This window comes from Curtobacterium sp. 179-B 9B NHS, assembly GCF_045370965.1.
In the GTDB taxonomy this organism is placed as follows: Bacteria; Actinomycetota; Actinomycetes; order Actinomycetales; family Microbacteriaceae; genus Curtobacterium.
In genome coordinates this window covers 1-17,711 of sequence record NZ_JBIQDQ010000013.1, presented here as the reverse complement: position 1 = coordinate 17,711, position 17,711 = coordinate 1, and the positions used below count along the sequence as shown (strand labels likewise).

Sequence of the window (17,711 nt, the reverse complement as noted above, 5' to 3'; positions counted from 1 at the left end):
CGAGTGAGGGTGCACTCGGTTCCGCCTGGGAACGATGAAGTCATCGTCTGGACCACCCCTCGGGTCAGGGTTTTCGGACGAGTAATGGACGACGGACCCGACACGGTCCGGGTCTAGGGAACCCGGTGCGTCCGATCAGCCGTGAGCACGATAACCCGCCCATCGGACGCCACCGAAGTGCTCGTCAGCAGAGTGTCCGACTCGCCTGGCCCCAGTCCGGGGGGTCCCTGCCCCCGTCCGGGGGTCCGGCACCGTCGGCCGGGCCGCGCGCAGGGGACAAGCGGGGTACACCGCGGCGCAGCGCCCGCCCTGCCCCGGTGTCGCCCGTGTCGGGACGACCAGGGGCTACGGACGCCGGATGACGTCCACGACGGCGTCGTGCACGTGCCCGTTCGTGGCGAGGGCGCTGCCGTGCCACGGGCCAGGGTCGCCGTCGAGCGAGGTGAAGCGGCCGCCCGCCTCCTCGACGATCGGCACGAGGGCCGCGATGTCCCACGGCTTGAGGTCGGGTTCGCCCGCGACGTCGAGGACCCCCTCGGCGACGAGCATGTACGACCACATGTCGCCGTACGCCCGGGTGCGCCAGACCTTGCGGGACAGGGTGACGAGGGCGTCGAGCCGGTCGTCCTCGTCCCACTGCTGGATGCTGTTGTAGCTGAGGCTCGCCTCGGACAGGGCCGTGACGCCGGAGACCCGCAGGGGCCCGTCGGTCGAGTGCGCGCCGAGCCCCTCCGCGGCCCACCAGCGCTTGCCGAGCGCCGGGGCGCTGACGACGCCGAGCACCGGGCGGCCGTCGACGGCGAGGGCGATGAGGGTCGCCCAGACCGGCACGCCCCGCAGGTAGTTCGCGGTGCCGTCGATCGGGTCGACCACCCACTGCCGGTGCCCCTCGCTCAGGGCGTCGGCACCGGTGTCCGCCGTCGTCTCCTCGCCCAGGAACGCGTCGTCCGGGCGCTCGGCCGCCAGGCGCTCGCGCAGGGCACGCTCGACCGCCTGGTCGGCGTCCGTGACGTGCGTGCTGTCGGCCTTCGTCGTGACGTGCAGGTCGGCGGCGCGGAACCGCTCGAGGCTGATCGCGTCGGCGGTGTCGGCGAGGGAGCGGGCGAAGTCCAGGTCGGCGCTGAGGTCCACGGAGGTCAGGCTAGCGCCCTAGGCCGCGACGACCTGCTCCTCCTCGTAGCGCGACACCGCGCGCTCGCGGGCGATGCGGGTCCGGCGTGCGGCGAGCCCGTGCACGAGGACACCGAGCAGCACCGCGACGACCAGCCACAGCACGAGCACGACCACCGACCGGGTCAGCGACGCTCCGGGGAAGTACACGAGGTCCTGCGCGGCGCCGAGCCAGGCCGCGCCGCTCCAGAACGTGTTGAGCGCCGCGAAGAAGCCGGGCTGGAACGACGGCTGGAAGATCCCGCCGGAGCTCGTGAAGTTGAGCATCACGAAGAGCATCGTCAGGATCGGGGTGGTCCACCGCCCGAGCAGCGGGTGCAGCCCGACGCCGAGGGCGACGATGACGGCGTCGTAGAGCCACGCGAACAGGAAGACCTGCCAGCGGTGGTCCGGGATGACGCCGTACAGCGGTCCGGCGACCAGGACACCGATGCCGGCGACGACCCCGGCGGTGACGGCGCCGACGGCGACCGTCCAGAGCGCGCGGAGCTTCGCGGCCGCCGCGGCGACGGCGATCGCCGAGGCGTACCCGCCGACGCTCAGGCCGACGAGCAGGAAGAAGAGTCCCTGGCCGGTCGGGTCCTCGTCACCGGTGGGCACGACGTCGTGCACGGTGAACGGCAGGTGCTGCTCGTACGCGATCGGCAGGAAGACCTTCTGGGCTGCGGTCGCGGTGGTCTCGCTCGCGGCCGTGGAGACGTAGAGCACGGCGCCGTCCGTCCCCGGGGCGTACACGGCGGCGAGGTCGCGGTCCCGGACCTGCCGTTCGGCCTCGGCTGTCGAGCCGACGACGTGCGCGACCAGCCGGCCGTCGGAGCCGTCGGTGACGGTCTGGGCGAACACCTGGGCCTCCGGGCCCTGGCCGACGATGCCGACCGGGAGCTCGTGCGGGGTCGGAGCGTGGAACGCGCCGAGGTAGGCGAGGCTCATCCCGACCGCCAGGAACAGCGGCACGAGGATGTGCGACCCGAAGGACCGCAGCGACCGTCCGAGGTGCTCGGGGCGCAGGACCGCCGCGATCGCCGCCGTGGGGCGGTCGGCTCGCGCCGGGTGCTCCGCCGCGTGGTCACCGTGGTGGACCGGTTCGGGTCTGGCTGTGTTGTTCTCTGCAACTTCGGGCACGAGGGGCAACGGTACACCCGCGCCGCACGCGACGGTCCCCACGCACGCGACGGCCCCCGCGCCCGGTCGGTCCCCACGGGCGCGACGGTCCCCGCGCGCGGGACGGCCGCCGCGCGCGGGACGGTCCCCACGCGCGGGACGACCCCCGCCTCGGGTCAGTCCGCGCCGGGGTCGTCCGCACCCATGCCGGTGAGCAGGGCGCGGAAGGAGTCGAGCCGCTCGACGCCGGTCGCCCCGAGCTCCCCGTCGTGCACGCGGTCGACGATCTCCCAGTCGTGCGCCTGCGCGAGCGGGATGCCGTCGGCGGGCTCGCGCACCGGGACGGCGTGCGCCGCGAAGGCACGGAAGACGTTCTCGGGCTGCACGTGCCCGAGCCCGAACGACCGCACGCCGGGGGTGTCGATGATCCACCCACCGTCACGGACGCGCAGCGCGATCGAGGACGACGAGGTGTGCCGCCCGCGACCGGTGACCGCGTTGACCACGCCGGTCGCGCGGGTCGAGCCGGTGATGGCGTTCACGAGCGTCGACTTGCCGACGCCGGAGTGCCCGACGGTGACGGTCACCGTGTCGTCGAGCACCTCGTGCAGGGCGTCGAACGGCACGTCGTCCGACCGGCTCGTGACGATCCGGAGGTCCAGGCAGGCGAAGTGCGCCAGGAACGGTGCCGGGTCGGCCAGGTCGGTCTTCGTGATGCAGAGCACGGGGTCCAGGCCGGCGTCGAACGCCGCGACGAGGTACCGGTCGATGAGTCGCGGGCGCGGCTCGGGGTCCGCCGCCGCGACGACGATCAGCATCTGGTCGGCGTTCGCGACGATCACGCGCTCGACCTCGTCGCTGTCGTCCGCGCTCCGTCGGAGCAGGGTCGACCGCTCGGCGACCTTGACGATCCGCGCGAGCGAACCGGCGTCGCCCGAGACGTCCCCGGCGAGCGACACGTGGTCGCCGGTCACGACCGACTTCTTGCCGAGCTCCCGGGCCTTCGTCGCCGTGATCACCCGCTCGTCGTCCTGGCCGGCCGACACCAGCACGCCGAAGCGCCCGCGGTCGACGTTCGTCACCCAGCCGGTCGGGGCGTCGTCGTAGTTCGGACGGGTCTTCGTGCGGGGCCGGTTGCCCTTCGGGTTCGGCCGGATCCGCACCTTCGACTCGTACTGTCCGTACGGCTCGTCCTCGTCGGTGTCGTCCCTGTCGACGTCGTCCCACCAGCTCACGGCGTCACGCTCCCGTCCCGGTGGCCCGCAGCCTGGTCCGCACCGGTCGCCACCAGGTCCGCCCAGAGCTCGGGGAACTGCGGCAGCGTCTTCGCCGTGCAGCCGACGTCGTCGACGGCGACGCCGTCGACGACGAGGCCCACGAGGGCGCCCGCGGTTGCCATCCGGTGGTCGTCGTACGCGGCCCAGCCACCGCCGTGGAGGCGGGCGGGCGCGATCCGCAGGCCGTCGTCGAGTTCCTGCACCGAGCCTCCCGACCGGTTCACGTCCGCCGCGAGCGCGGCGAGGCGGTCCGTCTCGTGGCCACGCAGGTGGCCGATCCCGGTGATCTCGCTCGGCCCGTCGGCCAGGGCCGACAGCGCGACGAGCGCCGGTGCGAGTTCGCCGCCGCGGGACAGGTCGAGCGTCACACCCGGCAGGGAGGCTCCACCCGCCACCCCGACGCCGCCGTCGAAGACGAGGTCGTCGCCGTCCCGCGTGACGGTCGCGCCCCACAGGGGCAGGAGCGTCTCGAGGTCGGCACCGACCTGCGTGGTGTCGGTCGGCCAGGTACGGATCCGGACGGTGCCGCCCGCGACGAGCGCAGCCGCCGCGAACGGTGCGGCGTTCGACAGGTCGGGCTCGATGACGACGTCGCGCGCCGCGATCGGGCCCGGGTGCACCACCCACTCGCCGACGGTCGGCTGGTCCACGCGGACACCGCGAGCGCGGAGCGCCGCGACGGTCATGTCGATGTGCGGCAGGCTCGGCAGCCGCTCGCCGACGTGGGTGAGGTGCAGGCCCTCGTCGAAGCGGGGCGCCGACAGCAGCAGCCCGGACACGAACTGCGACGACGCCGACGCGTCGATCTCGAGACGGCCCCCGCGGACCGATCCGGTGCCGGTGAAGGAGAAGGGCATCGCGCCGTCGCCGTCGTCCGTCACGTCGACCCCGAGGTCGGCGAGGGCGCGGATGATCGCGCCCATCGGTCGCTTCCGCGCGTACGGGTCGCCGTCGACCGTCACGGGGCCGGTCGCCAGCGCGGCGAGCGGCGGCAGGAAGCGCATCACGGTGCCGGCCAGCCCGCAGTCGACGGCGACGTCGCCGTGCATCGGCGCGGGTGTGATCCGGAGGTCCGGCCCGTACGGGTTCGGAGCCGTGCCGTCCGCGGGGACGACCTCGTCGATCCCGACGCCGAGCTGCCGGAGCGCGGCGACCATCAGGGCGGAGTCGCGCGAGTGCAGGGGGAGCCGGATGGTCGAGGGGCCGTCGGCCAGCGCCGCGAGGACCAGCTCCCGGTTCGTCAGCGACTTCGAGCCGGGCAGGGCGACGTCGCCGCGCAGGGGTCCGCGGGCGAGGGGTGCGATCCAGGGATCGGGCTGCTGGGAATGCGTCGACTGGGCCATCGGTTCACCAGGGTACTGAACACCGCGGGAGGACCATTGGCGACAGCGACACTCGAACGCGCACGGACGGCACTGCCGACCGTGCGGACGACGATCGACGGCTCGCTCGGCGGGCTCGGCCTAGACTCGTCCGTGATGACGACCGACGAACCGCAGGCAGCACCGCACGACCTGGTCGAGGAGACCGAGGCGCAGCTCGACGCGGTGTCCGAGGAAGCGGACGCCCTCGAGCCCGAGGCCGAACCGGCGGACGAGAAGACCGTGTCCGAGGCCGAACTGCGCTCCCTGTTCGAGGACCAGGCGCTCCCGTTCATGGACCAGCTCTACGGCGCCGCGATGCGGATGACCCGCAACCCGGCCGACGCGTCGGACCTGGTGCAGGAGACCTTCGTCAAGGCGTACGCGGCGTTCCGGCAGTTCCGTCAGGGCACGAACCTCAAGGCGTGGCTCTACCGGATCCTCACGAACACGTTCATCAACACGTACCGCAAGAACCAGCGGAACCCGTACCAGGGCACGATCGACGAGCTCGAGGACTGGCAGCTCGGCGGCGCCGAGAGCGTCACGCAGTCCGTCTCGGCGCGTTCCGCCGAGGCCGACGCGATCGACCACCTGCCGTCCTCCGCCGTGAAGGACGCGCTCCAGTCGATCCCCGAGGACTTCCGGATGGCCGTGTACTTCGCGGACGTCGAGGGCTTCTCCTACCAGGAGATCGCCGACATCATGAAGACCCCCGTGGGGACGGTCATGAGCCGTCTCCACCGTGGACGCCGGCTCCTCCGCGGGCTCCTGGCGGACCACGCACGCGAGACCGGCATCGTCCCGGACGCAGCGTCGACGGCGACGATGCGCGGGCGGGGCCGGAAGACGACTGCGGCCGCTGGTCGCACCGACGGGAAGGACGCACGATGAGCGGCTGCGACTGCTCGAAGGCCAAGGCCGAGCTCGAGGAGTTCCTGCACGACGAGCTCTGCCGCGAGGACGCCGCGGACATCCGCGAGCACATGGAGTCCTGCGAGGACTGCACGAGCGAGCACCGCGTGGGCGTCGTCCTCATGGAGACGGTGAAGCGCGCCTGCGCCGAGACCGCGCCGGACCAGCTCCGGACCGAGATCCTCGCGCGCATCCGCGTGGAGCAGGCGACGCACTAGGCGCGACCGTCCGCGGTCGTCACACGTCGCCGGCGCTGGGTAGGGTCGCCCCATGACCCTCACCGCCGAGTCGATCACCACCTGGTCCGACACGGACGTCGCCGACGTCACCGCCCTCGTCCGTCTGCTCGGGCACGTCGTCGACGAGTCCGCGATGCGCGCACGGCTGGAACGGCTCGTGCCCGAGGCCGGACACCGCACGTGGCTGGTCCGTGGCGACGACGGCCGAGCGGTCGCCGTGGCGGGTGCGCAGGTCACGTGGTCGTACGCGAGCGACGAGCCCACCGCGCAGCTCCTGCTGCTGGTGGTCGACCCGTCGGCCCGGAGGCTCGGGACCGGTTCCGCGCTCATCGACACGTTCGAGACGTGGGCGAGTGAGCAGGGGGCGCACCGGCTGAGCGCCGTGTCCGCCGCCGCCACGGACAGCGCGCACCGGTTCTACCAGAAGCGCGGGTACCACGAGGCCGGGGTCCGCTACACGAAGCTGAAGTAGCGTCGGGCAGCCCCTGGCGCTGCACGTCGGTGCTGCTGCGTGCCGCGTGCGGCTGCCGCTGCTGCCGCCGCCGTCGGTGCGTCTGCGTGCCCGGGAGATGCGCCCCCTGACGAACGATGCGCCCCGTCTCCACGGGGCGCATCGTTCGTCAGGGGGCGCGGCGGGTCAGCCGAGCGCCTTCCGGACGACGTCGGCGGCCTCACCCGCGGAGCGCTTCGACGACCCCGTCGCCGGTGCGGCACTCGCCGGGCGCGAGGCCACGGAGAGCGGACGGCCGTCGAGGTGCGGCGACAGGTTCATGCACACGAACGGCCAGGCGCCCTGGTTCTCCGGCTCCTCCTGTGCCCAGACGACCTCGGCCTGCGGGTAGCCCGCGAGCACCCGGAGCAGCTCGTCGAGGGGGAGCGGCGCGAGCTGCTCCAACCGGACGAGGGCGACGTCGGTCGCGCCGGACTTGTCGAGCTCGGCGCGGAGGTCGTGGTGCACCTTGCCGGAGTGCAGCACGACGCGGCGCACCGTGGCCTTGTCGGTCACGCGGTCGTCGTCGAGCACCTCGTGGAAGGAGCCGTTCGTGAAGGCCTCGACCGGGCTCGTCGCCTGGCGGAGGCGGAGCATGGCCTTCGGCGTGAAGACGACGAGCGGCTTCTGCGGGCGCTCCCACGCCTGGCGACGGAGCAGGTGGAACCACGACGCCGGCGTCGAGGGACGCGCGACGATCATGTTGTCCTCGGCGCAGAGCTGCAGGTACCGCTCGATGCGCGCCGAGGAGTGGTCCGGCCCCTGGCCCTCGTAGCCGTGGGGGAGCAGGAGCACCAGACCGGAGCGCTGTCCCCACTTCTGCTCGGCGGACGAGATGAACTCGTCGATGACGGTCTGCGCGCCGTTCGCGAAGTCGCCGAACTGCGCCTCCCACAGCACGAGGGCCTCGGGACGTTCGACCGAGTAGCCGTACTCGAACGCCATCGCCGCGTACTCGCTGAGCAGCGAGTCGTAGATGTACAGGCGGGCCTGGTCCTCGGCGACGTTGGCGAGCGGCAGCCACTCCTGCCCGTTCACCCGGTCGTGGAAGACCGCCTGGCGCTGCACGAAGGTGCCGCGTCGGGCGTCCTGGCCGGCCAGCCGGACGGGCTTGCCCTCGACCAGCACCGACCCGATCGCCATGAGCTCCGCCATCGCCCAGTCGATGCCGCCGGAGCGGGTCATCTCGGTGCGCTTGGTGAGGAGCTGCTGCAGCTTCGGGTGGATCGAGAAGCCGGCGGGCGGGTTGCTGTGCGCGTCGCCGATGGCCCGGACGAGTTCCTCGGAGATCGCCGTCTCGTGCACCTCGACCTCGGCGTCGTCACGCTGGGCCGTCGGACGCTCGAGACCGTCCACGGCGCCGTCGTCGTCCGTCGTGATGACGGGCATCGTGCCGGTCTGCGCCTCGTGGGTCTCGGCGAAGGCGCGCTCGAGGCGGTCCTGGAAGTCGCGGTGCGCCTCGTCGTACTCCTCCTGCGTGATGTCGCCGCGACCGACGAGGGCCTCGGTGTACAGGGTGCGGACGGAGCGCTTCGCCTCGATGAGGTTGTACATGAGCGGCTGGGTCATCGAGGGGTCGTCGCCCTCGTTGTGGCCGCGGCGGCGGTAGCAGACCAGGTCGATCACGACGTCACGGTGGAACTCCTCGCGGTACGCGAAGGCGAGCTCGGCGACGCGGGCCACGGCCTCGGGGTCGTCCCCGTTGACGTGGAAGATCGGCGCCTGGATCGTCTTCGCCACGTCGGTGGAGTACACCGAGCTGCGCGCGGACTCCGGGGGCGTGGTGAACCCGACCTGGTTGTTGATGACGAGGTGCACCGTGCCACCCGTGCGGTAGCCGCGGAGCTGCGACATCTGCAGCGTCTCGACGACGACGCCCTGGCCGGCCATGGCCGCGTCGCCGTGCACGAGCACCGGCAGCACGCCGAAGGTGCCGGGCGGGGTGCGGTCCTGCTTGGCGCGCACGATGCCCTCGAGCACGCCGTCGACGGCCTCGAGGTGTGACGGGTTCGCGGCGATCGTGACGGGGATGCTCGAGCCGTCCGACGCGCGGAAGACGCCCTCGGTGCCGACGTGGTACTTCACGTCGCCGGAGCCCTGACCGGACACGGAACCCGGGAGCGACGACCCCTCGAACTCGCGGAAGATCTGCCCGTAGGTCTTGCCGGCGATGTTCGTCAGCACGTTGAGGCGGCCGCGGTGGGCCATGCCGATGGCGACCTCGTCGAGGCCGGCGCCCGCCGCGTGCTGGATGAGGGTGTCGAGGAACGCGATGGTCGACTCGCCGCCCTCGAGCGAGAAGCGCTTCTGGCCGACGTACTTCGTCTGCAGGAAGGTCTCGAACGCCTCGGCCTCGTTGAGCTTGCCGAGGACGCGGAGCTGCTCGTCCTTCGACGGCTTCGAGTACGGCACCTCGATGTGGCCCTGCACCCAGCGGCGCTGTTCCGGGTCCTGGATGTGCATGTACTCGACACCGACGGTGCGGCAGTAGGCGTCGCGCAGGATGCCGAGCACGTCGCGCAGGGGTGCCGTCGTGGTGCCGGCGAGGCCGCCCGTGACGAACTCGCGGTCGAGGTCCCAGAACGTCAGCCCGTGGTTCTCGAGCTCGAGGTCGGGGTGGGTGCGCTGCCGGTACTCGAGCGGGTCGATGTCGGCCATCAGGTGCCCGCGCACGCGGAAGCTGTTGATGAGCTCCTGCACGCGCGACGTCTTGTTGACGCGGTGGGCCAGGTCGACGTTGATGTCGTTCGCCCACTGGATGGGCTTGTAGGGGATGCGCAGCGCCGAGAAGATGCCCTCGTAGAACCCGTGCTCGCCGATGAGTCGCTCGTGCACCTTCTTGAGGTACTCGCCCGAGCCGGCGCCCTGGATGACCCGGTGGTCGTAGGTGCTCGTCAGCGTGATCGTCTTGCCGACGCCGAGCTCGACCAGGGTCTTCGTCGCGGAGCCCTGGAACTGCGCCGGGTACTCGAGCGCACCGGCGCCGATGATCGAGCCCTGGCCCTTCGTCAGGCGCGGGACCGAGTGCACGGTGCCGATGCCGCCCGGGTTGGTGAGCGAGATCGTCGTGCCCTGGAAGTCGGCCGGCGTGAGCTTGTTGTCGCGGGCGCGCTTGACGAGGTCCTCGTACGCGGCGAGGAACTGGCCGAAGGTCAGGGTCTCGGCGCGCTTGATGCTCGGGACGAGGAGCGAGCGGGTGCCGTCCTTCTTGGGGACGTCGATCGCGATGCCGAGGTTCACGTGCGCGGGCTCCACCACGAAGGGCTTGCCGTCGCGCTCCTCGTAGAACACGTTCTGGCTCGGGAAGTCCTTCAGCGCCTGCACCATCGCCCACCCGATCAGGTGGGTGAAGGAGATCTTGCCGCCCCGGGCCCGGCGCAGGTGGTTGTTGACGACGATGCGGTTGTCGATCATCAGCTTCGCCGGGATCGTCCGGACGCTGGTCGCGGTCGGGACCGTGAGCGAGGCGTCCATGTTCGAGGCCAGCGTCTTCGCCATGCCCCGGAGCGGGGTCGCCACGTCCTCGTGGGTCTCCTCGTGGTCGTCGGCCTCGTCGTTGGCCTCGGCCGGGATCGGCTGCGGGGTGGGCTGGCGCGAGGTCGTCTTCGCCTGGATCGGACCGGCGGGCTTCGCCTCGCCCGGGGCGTCACCCGTGGCGGGCTGCTGCGTGGTCGACTGCGACGAGGACTGCGCGGGGGCGGGTGCGCTGGGCGCCGAGCCGGCGGCGGAGTCGCCCCCGGTCTGCGAGCGGTGGTAGCTCTCGAGCACGGGCCACCACGACTTGTCGACGGACTCCTTGTCGGCGACGAACTGCTCGTAGAGCTCGTCGACCAGCCACTCGTTCGCCCCGAATTCGCCCGCGGTCTCGTCCGTACCCGTCAGATGGCTCGACACAGCCGATCGCCCACTCTCCGTCGATAGATGCTCGTGTGTGTCGTGCGGGGCAACCCTGCTCCGCACTGGCCGCCAGCCTAGCCGTTCCGCGCCGACCGTTCGGTGACCGTCGGACGCGCGCCGCGCCTCCCGGCCGTGCTCGCGCGTGTCGGGACGGGGGCCGCCCGCCGGACCGGTGGACCCGACGACGGGTGTCGCGCAGCAGGGGTCCTGCTCCGGCGTCGACGGTGCGCCGGGGAGACCTCCCGCACGCGTGTCCGCGCGGCTGCGGAGCCGTACAGTGGCACCCATGAGGTTCTACGAGACGCGGCCGACGCACGACCTGACCTACTCCGACGTCTTCCTCGTGCCGAGTCGGTCCGGGGTGACGAGCCGCTTCGACGTGGACCTCGCCACGAACGACGGCACGGGCGCCACGATCCCGATCGTCAGCGCGAACATGAACTCGGTGACCGGCCCGCGGCTCGCCGCGACCCTCGCCCGCCGCGGTGGGCTCGGTGTGCTGCCGCAGGACATGCACCTGCAGGACCTCGACGCCGCGATCCGCTGGGTCAAGGCGCAGCCGGTCGACTTCGACACCGCCTACGACATGCGCGCCGACACCACCGTCGCCGAGGCGCTCGAGCAGCTGCTGCCGGTGGCAGGTCGCGGGGTCGTGGTCCGCGACGGGGCGGGGGAGTACCTCGGCTGCGTGCCCGCCGCCCGGCTCGGCACCGCGGGTGCGGACGCGACGATCGGTGACCTGCTGCACGGACCCTCGACGGCCATCGACGCCGACGACGCCGGTACCCCGCGGCACGTGTACGACGTGCTCTCCGCCGCCGAGGTCGACTTCGCGCCCGTGGTCCGGCACGGCAGGGTCGTCGGCACCACGAGCCAGACCAGCGCGATCCGCTCCGACATCTACACGCCCGCCGTCGACGGGGACGGTCGCCTGCGGGTCGCCGCCGCGGTCGGCATCAACGGCGACGTCGCCGCGAAGGCGAAGGCCCTGGCCGCCGCCGGGGTCGACGTGCTCGTGCTCGACACCGCGCACGGCCACCAGGAGGGCATGCTCCGCGCGCTCCGCACGGTCTCGGCGCTGGGTCTCGGCCTGCCGATCGTCGCCGGCAACGTCGTCACCGCCGACGCAGTCGCGCACCTCGTCGACGCCGGTGCGACGATCATCAAGGTCGGCGTCGGACCGGGCGCGATGTGCACCACGCGCATGATGACGGCCGTCGGTCGCCCGCAGTTCTCCGCCGTGCTCGAGACCGCCGCGGCCGCCCGGTCGCTCGGCGCACACGTCTGGGCCGACGGCGGCGTCCGCTACCCGCGCGACGTGGCACTCGCGTTGGCCGCCGGAGCCTCCGCCGTCATGATCGGTTCGTGGTTCGCCGGCACGCTCGAGGCGCCGGGCGTGCTCCGTCGCGACGCCGCGGGCAAGGCCTACAAGGAGAGCTGGGGCATGGCGTCGGCGAAGGCCGTGCGGGAGCGCTTCGAGCGCCTCGACCCGTACGAGCGGGCCCGCAAGGCGCTCTTCGCCGAGGGCATCTCGTCGTCGACGATCTACCTCGACCCGGAGCGGCCGAGCGTCGAGGACCTGCTCGACATGATCACCACCGGCATCCGCAGCTCGGCGACGTACGCAGGGGCGTCCTCGCTGACCGAGTTCGCCGAGCGGGCGCTCGTCGGCATCCAGTCGGCCGCCGGCTACGAGGAGGGCAAGCCGCTCCCCGTGAGCTGGTAGCGGCGCGGGGCGCGGCCGTCGGCGGGCCGCCGTCGGCGCCCGAGTCTCGGTTCCATGGACAGTTTCGCGGTCCCACCGCCCCGAACGTGTCCGCCTGGCCGAGTCTCGACCAGGACCGACAGACGGACGGGAGGCGCGGTGCCAGCTGGCACCGCGCCTCCCGTCCGTCGTCCGGTCGCGGTCAGCGCCGCCGGGTCGCGTCCTCGACGGTGCCCACCAGTTCCTCGAGGATGTCCTCGAGGAACAGCACGCCGATCGTGCGCCCCTCGGCGTCGAACGCCCGCGCCACGTGACGGCCCGCCGCACGCATGGTCGCGAGGGCGTCCTCGAGGTCCATGTCCGTGTACAGGGAGATGAGCTGCCGGATCCGCTTCGGGGGCACCGGCACGTCGAACTCGTCCGGACGCAGGTCGATGACGTCCTTGACGTGCACGTAGCCCGTCGGGTCGCCGTCGTCGCCGACGAGCACGTACCGCGAGAAGCCGCGCTGGGCGACCGCGCGCTCGACGTCCTCGGGCGTGGCGTCCTCGGGGAGGGTGACCAGGTCGGACATCGGCACCGCGACGTCCTTGACCTTCTTCTCCGTGAACTCGAACGCCATCGCGAGCTTGCCGTCGTCCGTCAGGGTGCCCTCGCGGCGGGACTGCTCGACGATCGTCTGGACCTCCTCCACGGTGAACGCGCTGACGGCCTCGTCCTTCGGCTCGACCTTGAACAGACGGAGCACGGCGTTCGCGGTCTCGTTCAGGCCGACGATCACCCAGTGCAGGGCGTGGCCGATGTACCAGAGCGTCGGGACGAGCAGCAGTGCGGCCCGGTCGGGCATCGAGAACGAGATGTTCTTCGGCACCATCTCGCCGAACACGACGTGCAGGAAGGACACGAGCAGCAGCGTGAAGACGAACGCCACGGTGCCGATCACCTCGACGCTCCAGCCGGTCAGTCCGAGCGGGACCTCGAGCAGGTGGTGGATGGCCGGCTCGGACACGTTGAGGATGAGGAGCGAGCAGACCGTGATGCCGAGCTGCGTGGTGGCGAGCATGCGCGTGGCGTGCTCCATCGCGGCGAGCGTCGTCTGGGCGGCCTTCGACCCGGCCTCGGCGCGCGGCTCGATCTGCGAGCGGCGGGCGGAGATCACGGCGAACTCGGCGGCGACGAAGTAGGCGTTGCCGAGCAGCAGGACGACGAGCCAGAAGATGCCCCACCAGTCGGAGCCGCTCGACGCGGACTCACCGGCGGCGAGGACGACCATGCCGTCGTGGACGGACGCGGCGCTCATCGGGAGCCCTCCTTCGTGGCGGGGATGATGATCCCGGTGGCCGGGCGCTGCGCGGTCGCGGTGCTGCCGGTGGTCGGGACGGGATCGGGGTGCGTCGGGGTCCAGCGGACGCGGTCGACACGGCGACCGTCCAACCGCTCGACGCGGAAGACGCCGTCGTCGAGCGCGACCTCGTCACCGACGGCGGGCAGGCGTCCGAGGGAGGACATGATGAACCCGCCCACGGTCTCGTACGGACCGTCCTCGGGGACCGTCACGCCGGCACGGTCCTCGAGCTCGTCGGGACGCAGGAGTCCGGGGAAGGTCAACCAGTTCCGGGAGCGCACGACGTCGATGCGTGCGCGGTCGTGCTCGTCGGACACCTCGCCGACGATCTCCTCGACGAGGTCCTCGAGCGTGACGACACCGGCGGTGCCGCCGTACTCGTCGACGACGATCACCATCTGGTAGCCGCGGCTCCGGACCTCGGCGAGCAGGGTGTCGCCGGGCATGGTCTCGGGGACGCGCTCGGCCTCGGTCATCAGGGCGCCGACCGGCACCTCGGGGCGCTTCTCGCGCGGGACCGCGACGGCCTGCTTCACGTGCACGATGCCGACGACGTCGTCCGCGTCCTCCTCGATCACGGGGAAGCGGCTGAAGCCGGTGCGGCGCGCGAGCGCGATGACGTCGTCCGCCGACTCCGAGACCCGGATGGTCGACAGTCGCGGGCGCGGGGTCATCACGTCGCTCGCGTCGAGCTCGGAGAACGCGATGGTGCGCTGGAGCAGCGTCGCGGTGTCCTGCTCGAGCGAGCCCTCCGACGCCGAGCGGCGGAGGAGCGAGCTGAGCTCCTCGGCGCTGCGGGCACCGGACAGTTCCTCCTGGGGCTCGATGCCCATCGACCGGAGGACGGCGTTCGCGGTGCCGTTGAGCAGGGCGACCGCGGGCTTGAACACGGTGGTGAAGGCGACCTGCAGCGGCACGACGAGCCGCGCGGTCTGGAGCGGCAGCGCGAGCGCGAAGTTCTTCGGCACGAGCTCGCCGAGGATCATCGACAGCAGCGTCGCGATGACGAGCGCCACGATCGAGCCGACGGTCTCGACGAGTGCCTCGGGCAGCTGCATCGCGAGGAACGGCGCCTCGAGCAGCGTCGCGATCGAGGGTTCGAGCAGGTAGCCGGTCAGCAGGGTCGTCAGCGTGATGCCGAGCTGCGCGCTCGACAGGTGCGTCGACGTGACCTTCAGCGCTGCGATGACGGGCGCCAGGCCGGACTCGCCGCGGTCGCGCCGTGCCTCGACCTCGGCGCGGTCGAGGTTCACGAGCGCGAACTCCGAGGCGACGAAGACACCGGTACCGAGGGTCAGCAGGATGCCGCCGACCAGCATGACGATGTCGAGGGGACTCATTCTCCACCTCCCGACGCACGGAAAGCGGGGCTGCTCACCGAGTGAGCGCCGGATGAGTGGGAAGGCGAAACGGAATTCGGAGGATCGTCCACAGTGAGAGTCATGGTAGCGGGTGCGCAGCGTCGGAGCCGAGAGGACGTACAGGGAGCGCGCCGTGCCTCCCGGCCCGCACGCCGCGCGCCCCCGGCCGGTGTCGGTGACCGGTCGTGAGGCGCGCGGTGCGCTGGGTGCGCCGGCCTACGCCGTGACGCGCGCGCGGTGGTACTGCTGCGGCTCGTAGTCGATCGCCACGCCGAGCTCGGCGGCGGCGCGCAGGGCGAAGGACGGGTCGCGGAGGAACTCGCGGCCGACCATGACGACGTCGGCCTGGCCGGTGGCGACGACCTGCTCGGCCTGGAAGGCGGTGGAGATCATGCCGACGGCGATGGTGCCGATGCCGGCCTCGCGCTTGACCGTCTCCGCGAAGGGCACCTGGTAGCCGGGCCCGACCGGGATCGGGGCCTTCGCGACGTTGCCGCCGGTGGAGACGTCGGCCAGGTCGGCGCCGTGCTCGGCAGCCCAGCTGGCGACCTGCACGGTGTCCTCCACCGTGAGTCCGCCGTCGACCCAGTCGGTGGCCGAGAAGCGGACGACCACGGGGAAGCCCTCGCCGACCTCGGCGCGGACGGCGTCGATCGTCTCGAGCAGGGCGCGGGCGCGGTTCTCGAGCGAGCCGCCGTAGGCGTCGGTGCGGTGGTTGCTCAGCGGCGAGAGGAACTGGTGGAGGAGGTACCCGTGCGCCGCGTGCAGCTCGACCAGGTCGAAGCCGGCCTCGACCGCGCGGCGAGCGGCCGCCGCGAACGCGAGCGCCACGACGCGGATGTCCTCGGTCTCGAGCTCGCGCGGCACCGCGTAGCCGTCGAAGGCCACGGCCGACGGAGCGACCGTCGCCCAGCCGCCCTCGGCCTCCGGCACGCTGCCCGAGGCCTCGGACCAGGGGCGGTGGGTCGATGCCTTGCGCCCGGCGTGTGCGAGCTGGATGCCGGCGGCGGCGCCCTGCGCGTGCAGGAAGTCGACGATCGGCCGGAAGGCGTCGCGCTGCTCGTCGTTCCACAGGCCGACGTCCTGCGGGCTGATCCGACCCTCGGGCACGACGCCGGCGGCCTCGACGACGACGGCGCCCGCGCCGCCCTTGGCGAACCCGCCGAGGTGCACGAGGTGCCACGGGGTCGGGACGCCGTCCTGCTGCTCGACCGAGTACTGGCACATCGGGGAGACCCAGAGCCGGTTGCGGACGGTCAGGTCGCGGATGGTGATCGGTTCGAACAGGGCGTGCGTCACGCGGGTGCTCCTTCGTCGGTCCGTGCCGCCAGGTCCTGCAGGAAGGTCCGCAGTCCGGCCGGCGACGTGAAGTGGTGGCCGACCGCCCCGATCGCGTCTGCACCGGCGGCGTTCTCGGCCCTGTTGTCGACGAACACCATCTGCTCGGGCGTGATTCCCAGGCGCTCGCACGTCGTGCGGTAGACGGATGCGTCCGGCTTGAGGACGTGCTCCTCGGCACTGACCACGACCGTCTCGAACACCGAGCCCATCGGCGACCAGCGGTACGGGTCGCCGAAGTCGCGCCCGGCGTTGGACAGCAGGGCGAGCCGGGTCCCGGCGGCGTGCAGCTCCTCGACGATCGCCAGCGCCTCGGGGTCCACCTCGAACCAGCCCGTGAAGTCGACCGCCCAGAAGCGGTGGATCTCGGTGAGGCTCCACCGCCGGCCGGTCCGCGCCGCGATCGCGCGCCAGTACTCGAGCACCGTGAGGTCGCCCCGGTCGAGGTCGTGTCGCAGCTCCTGGTACACCGGCAGCAGCTCGTCCGCGGGTACGCCGGTCATCGCGACGAGGGCGTCCCACGCGCCGTGCGGTGTCCGGCTGATCACCTCGCCGTAGTCGAAGACCACCACGCGACCGGGCAGGAACAGGCTCATGCGCTCCACCGTAACGTGGCGGTCGTGAACGACTTCGCCCCCTTCGCCCCGACCGACGCCGCTGCCTGGACCACCGCTCCGCACGGCGAGTCGACCAAGTACCGCCGGGGTGTGCTCGGCGTCGCGACCGGCTCCGACCGGTACCCGGGGGCGGCGGTGATGGGCGTCGACGCAGCGGTGCACACCGGCGTCGGGATGGTCCGCTACGTCGGACCGGACCGTGCCACCGACCACGTGCTCGCCCGCCGTCCGGAGGTCGTCTCGGGTGTCGGTCGCGTGCAGGCGTGGCTCGTCGGCTCCGGGATCTCCGCGGACTCGCTCGACGAGCTCGACCCGTCCACCGCCGACGCGTTCCGGAACGCCTCGGACGACGGCGTGCCGGTGGTCGTCGACGCCGGGGCGATCCCGCTGGTCGACCTCGGACCGCTGGCGGTGCTGACGCCGCACGCGGGGGAGCTCGCCCCGGTGCTCGAGACCTCACGCGAGGCCGTCGAGCGTGATCCGGCGACGGCTGCGGTGCGCGCGGCGGAACGGACCGGCAGCGTCGTCCTCCTCAAGGGCTCGGACACGCACGTGGCGACACCGGACGGGTCGGTCCGGCTCGTGGCGTCGTCGGCCACGCCGTGGCTCGCGGCGGCCGGCGCGGGGGACGTGCTCGGCGGGGTGCTCGGGGCGCTCGTCGCCGCACGGCAGGGCGCTGCGGAGGCGTCCGGTGCGTCGCTGTCCCCGTCGGACCTGGCGCACCTGGCCGCGACCGCCGCGGTCGTGCACGGGATCGCCGCCCGTCGTGCGTCCCGGGGAGGTCCGTTCACGATGACGGCGCTGATCGAGCAGCTGAGCGGCGTGGTCCGGGACCTGGTCGTCGACGGCGACGCGCGGGGGTAGGGCGCGCGGCCGGGCAGGCGCGGGTGCCGGG

At 72.4% G+C, this 17,711-nt stretch carries 14 protein-coding genes; 5 read left to right on the top strand and 9 right to left on the bottom strand.

Going from position 1 to position 17,711, the window contains the following annotated elements; all coding sequences use genetic code 11:
- Positions 1–345 precede the first annotated feature (345 nt).
- The 4 genes from ACH0A8_RS11640 to aroA form a co-directional block, all read right to left on the bottom strand.
- The gene (locus tag ACH0A8_RS11640; protein WP_209682271.1) at positions 346–1,131 is read right to left on the bottom strand and encodes an inositol monophosphatase family protein; all 786 of its coding nucleotides are present in this window, start codon (positions 1,129–1,131) and stop codon (positions 346–348) included.
- Between the two features lie 18 nt (positions 1,132–1,149).
- A complete protein-coding gene (locus ACH0A8_RS11635) occupies positions 1,150–2,292 on the bottom strand; it encodes a hypothetical protein (protein ID WP_406907248.1) in 1,143 nt (380 codons plus the stop codon).
- A 155-nt stretch (positions 2,293–2,447) separates the two neighbouring features.
- Positions 2,448–3,506, bottom strand: coding sequence for a ribosome small subunit-dependent GTPase A (gene rsgA, locus ACH0A8_RS11630; RefSeq protein WP_406907247.1), 1,059 nt, complete (start codon positions 3,504–3,506; stop codon positions 2,448–2,450).
- Entirely contained in the window at positions 3,503–4,891 is a 1,389-nt protein-coding gene (aroA, locus tag ACH0A8_RS11625; protein ID WP_406907246.1) for a 3-phosphoshikimate 1-carboxyvinyltransferase, read from the bottom strand. Before aroA ends, rsgA begins: the two co-directional genes overlap by 4 nt.
- Before the next feature lie 135 nt (positions 4,892–5,026).
- On the opposite strand from aroA, the gene ACH0A8_RS11620 reads away from it, so the two are divergent.
- Genes ACH0A8_RS11620 through ACH0A8_RS11610 form a run of 3 tightly spaced genes read left to right on the top strand, consistent with a single transcriptional unit; the run spans position 5,027 to position 6,535 of the window.
- Positions 5,027–5,803: a sigma-70 family RNA polymerase sigma factor gene (locus ACH0A8_RS11620; protein ID WP_066658348.1), complete on the top strand. Its 777-nt coding sequence runs from the start codon at positions 5,027–5,029 to the stop codon at positions 5,801–5,803.
- On the top strand, positions 5,800–6,042 hold the full coding sequence (locus ACH0A8_RS11615; RefSeq protein WP_066654764.1) for a zf-HC2 domain-containing protein: 243 nt from the start codon (positions 5,800–5,802) through the stop codon (positions 6,040–6,042). The genes ACH0A8_RS11620 and ACH0A8_RS11615 overlap by 4 nt, the downstream gene beginning before the upstream one ends.
- Before the next feature lie 52 nt (positions 6,043–6,094).
- Positions 6,095–6,535: a GNAT family N-acetyltransferase gene (locus ACH0A8_RS11610; protein ID WP_066654762.1), complete on the top strand. Its 441-nt coding sequence runs from the start codon at positions 6,095–6,097 to the stop codon at positions 6,533–6,535.
- A 165-nt stretch (positions 6,536–6,700) separates the two neighbouring features.
- Here the strand turns inward: ACH0A8_RS11610 and ACH0A8_RS11605 are convergent, their stop codons facing one another.
- Complete coding sequence (locus ACH0A8_RS11605) at positions 6,701–10,447, bottom strand: multifunctional oxoglutarate decarboxylase/oxoglutarate dehydrogenase thiamine pyrophosphate-binding subunit/dihydrolipoyllysine-residue succinyltransferase subunit (protein ID WP_326496722.1); 3,747 nt, start codon at positions 10,445–10,447, stop codon at positions 6,701–6,703.
- A gap of 289 nt (positions 10,448–10,736) precedes the next feature.
- On the opposite strand from ACH0A8_RS11605, the gene ACH0A8_RS11600 reads away from it, so the two are divergent.
- Entirely contained in the window at positions 10,737–12,176 is a 1,440-nt protein-coding gene (locus ACH0A8_RS11600) for a GuaB1 family IMP dehydrogenase-related protein (protein WP_209682282.1), read from the top strand.
- A gap of 181 nt (positions 12,177–12,357) precedes the next feature.
- Here ACH0A8_RS11600 and ACH0A8_RS11595 read toward each other — a convergent pair whose 3' ends face one another.
- The 4 genes from ACH0A8_RS11595 to ACH0A8_RS11580 all read right to left on the bottom strand — a co-directional run bounded on the left by ACH0A8_RS11595 (position 12,358) and on the right by ACH0A8_RS11580 (position 16,795).
- Positions 12,358–13,428 carry a hemolysin family protein gene (locus ACH0A8_RS11595; RefSeq protein WP_066658342.1) on the bottom strand — a complete coding sequence of 357 codons (1,071 nt, stop codon included), beginning with the start codon at positions 13,426–13,428 and terminating at the stop codon, positions 12,358–12,360.
- Positions 13,429–13,451: 23 nt separating this feature from the next.
- The gene (locus ACH0A8_RS11590) at positions 13,452–14,840 is read right to left on the bottom strand and encodes a hemolysin family protein (protein WP_066654758.1); all 1,389 of its coding nucleotides are present in this window, start codon (positions 14,838–14,840) and stop codon (positions 13,452–13,454) included.
- A 237-nt stretch (positions 14,841–15,077) separates the two neighbouring features.
- Positions 15,078–16,160, bottom strand: a complete 1,083-nt coding sequence (locus ACH0A8_RS11585) for an NADH:flavin oxidoreductase/NADH oxidase (protein WP_066654756.1) — start codon at positions 16,158–16,160, stop codon at positions 15,078–15,080.
- Positions 16,157–16,795 carry an HAD family phosphatase gene (locus ACH0A8_RS11580; RefSeq protein ID WP_066654754.1) on the bottom strand — a complete coding sequence of 213 codons (639 nt, stop codon included), beginning with the start codon at positions 16,793–16,795 and terminating at the stop codon, positions 16,157–16,159. Before ACH0A8_RS11580 ends, ACH0A8_RS11585 begins: the two co-directional genes overlap by 4 nt.
- A 24-nt stretch (positions 16,796–16,819) precedes the next feature.
- Here ACH0A8_RS11580 and ACH0A8_RS11575 point away from each other — a divergent pair, with 24 nt between their 5' ends.
- Positions 16,820–17,680, top strand: coding sequence for an NAD(P)H-hydrate dehydratase (locus tag ACH0A8_RS11575; protein WP_406907245.1), 861 nt, complete (start codon positions 16,820–16,822; stop codon positions 17,678–17,680).
- The last annotated feature ends 31 nt before the right edge of the window (positions 17,681–17,711 follow it).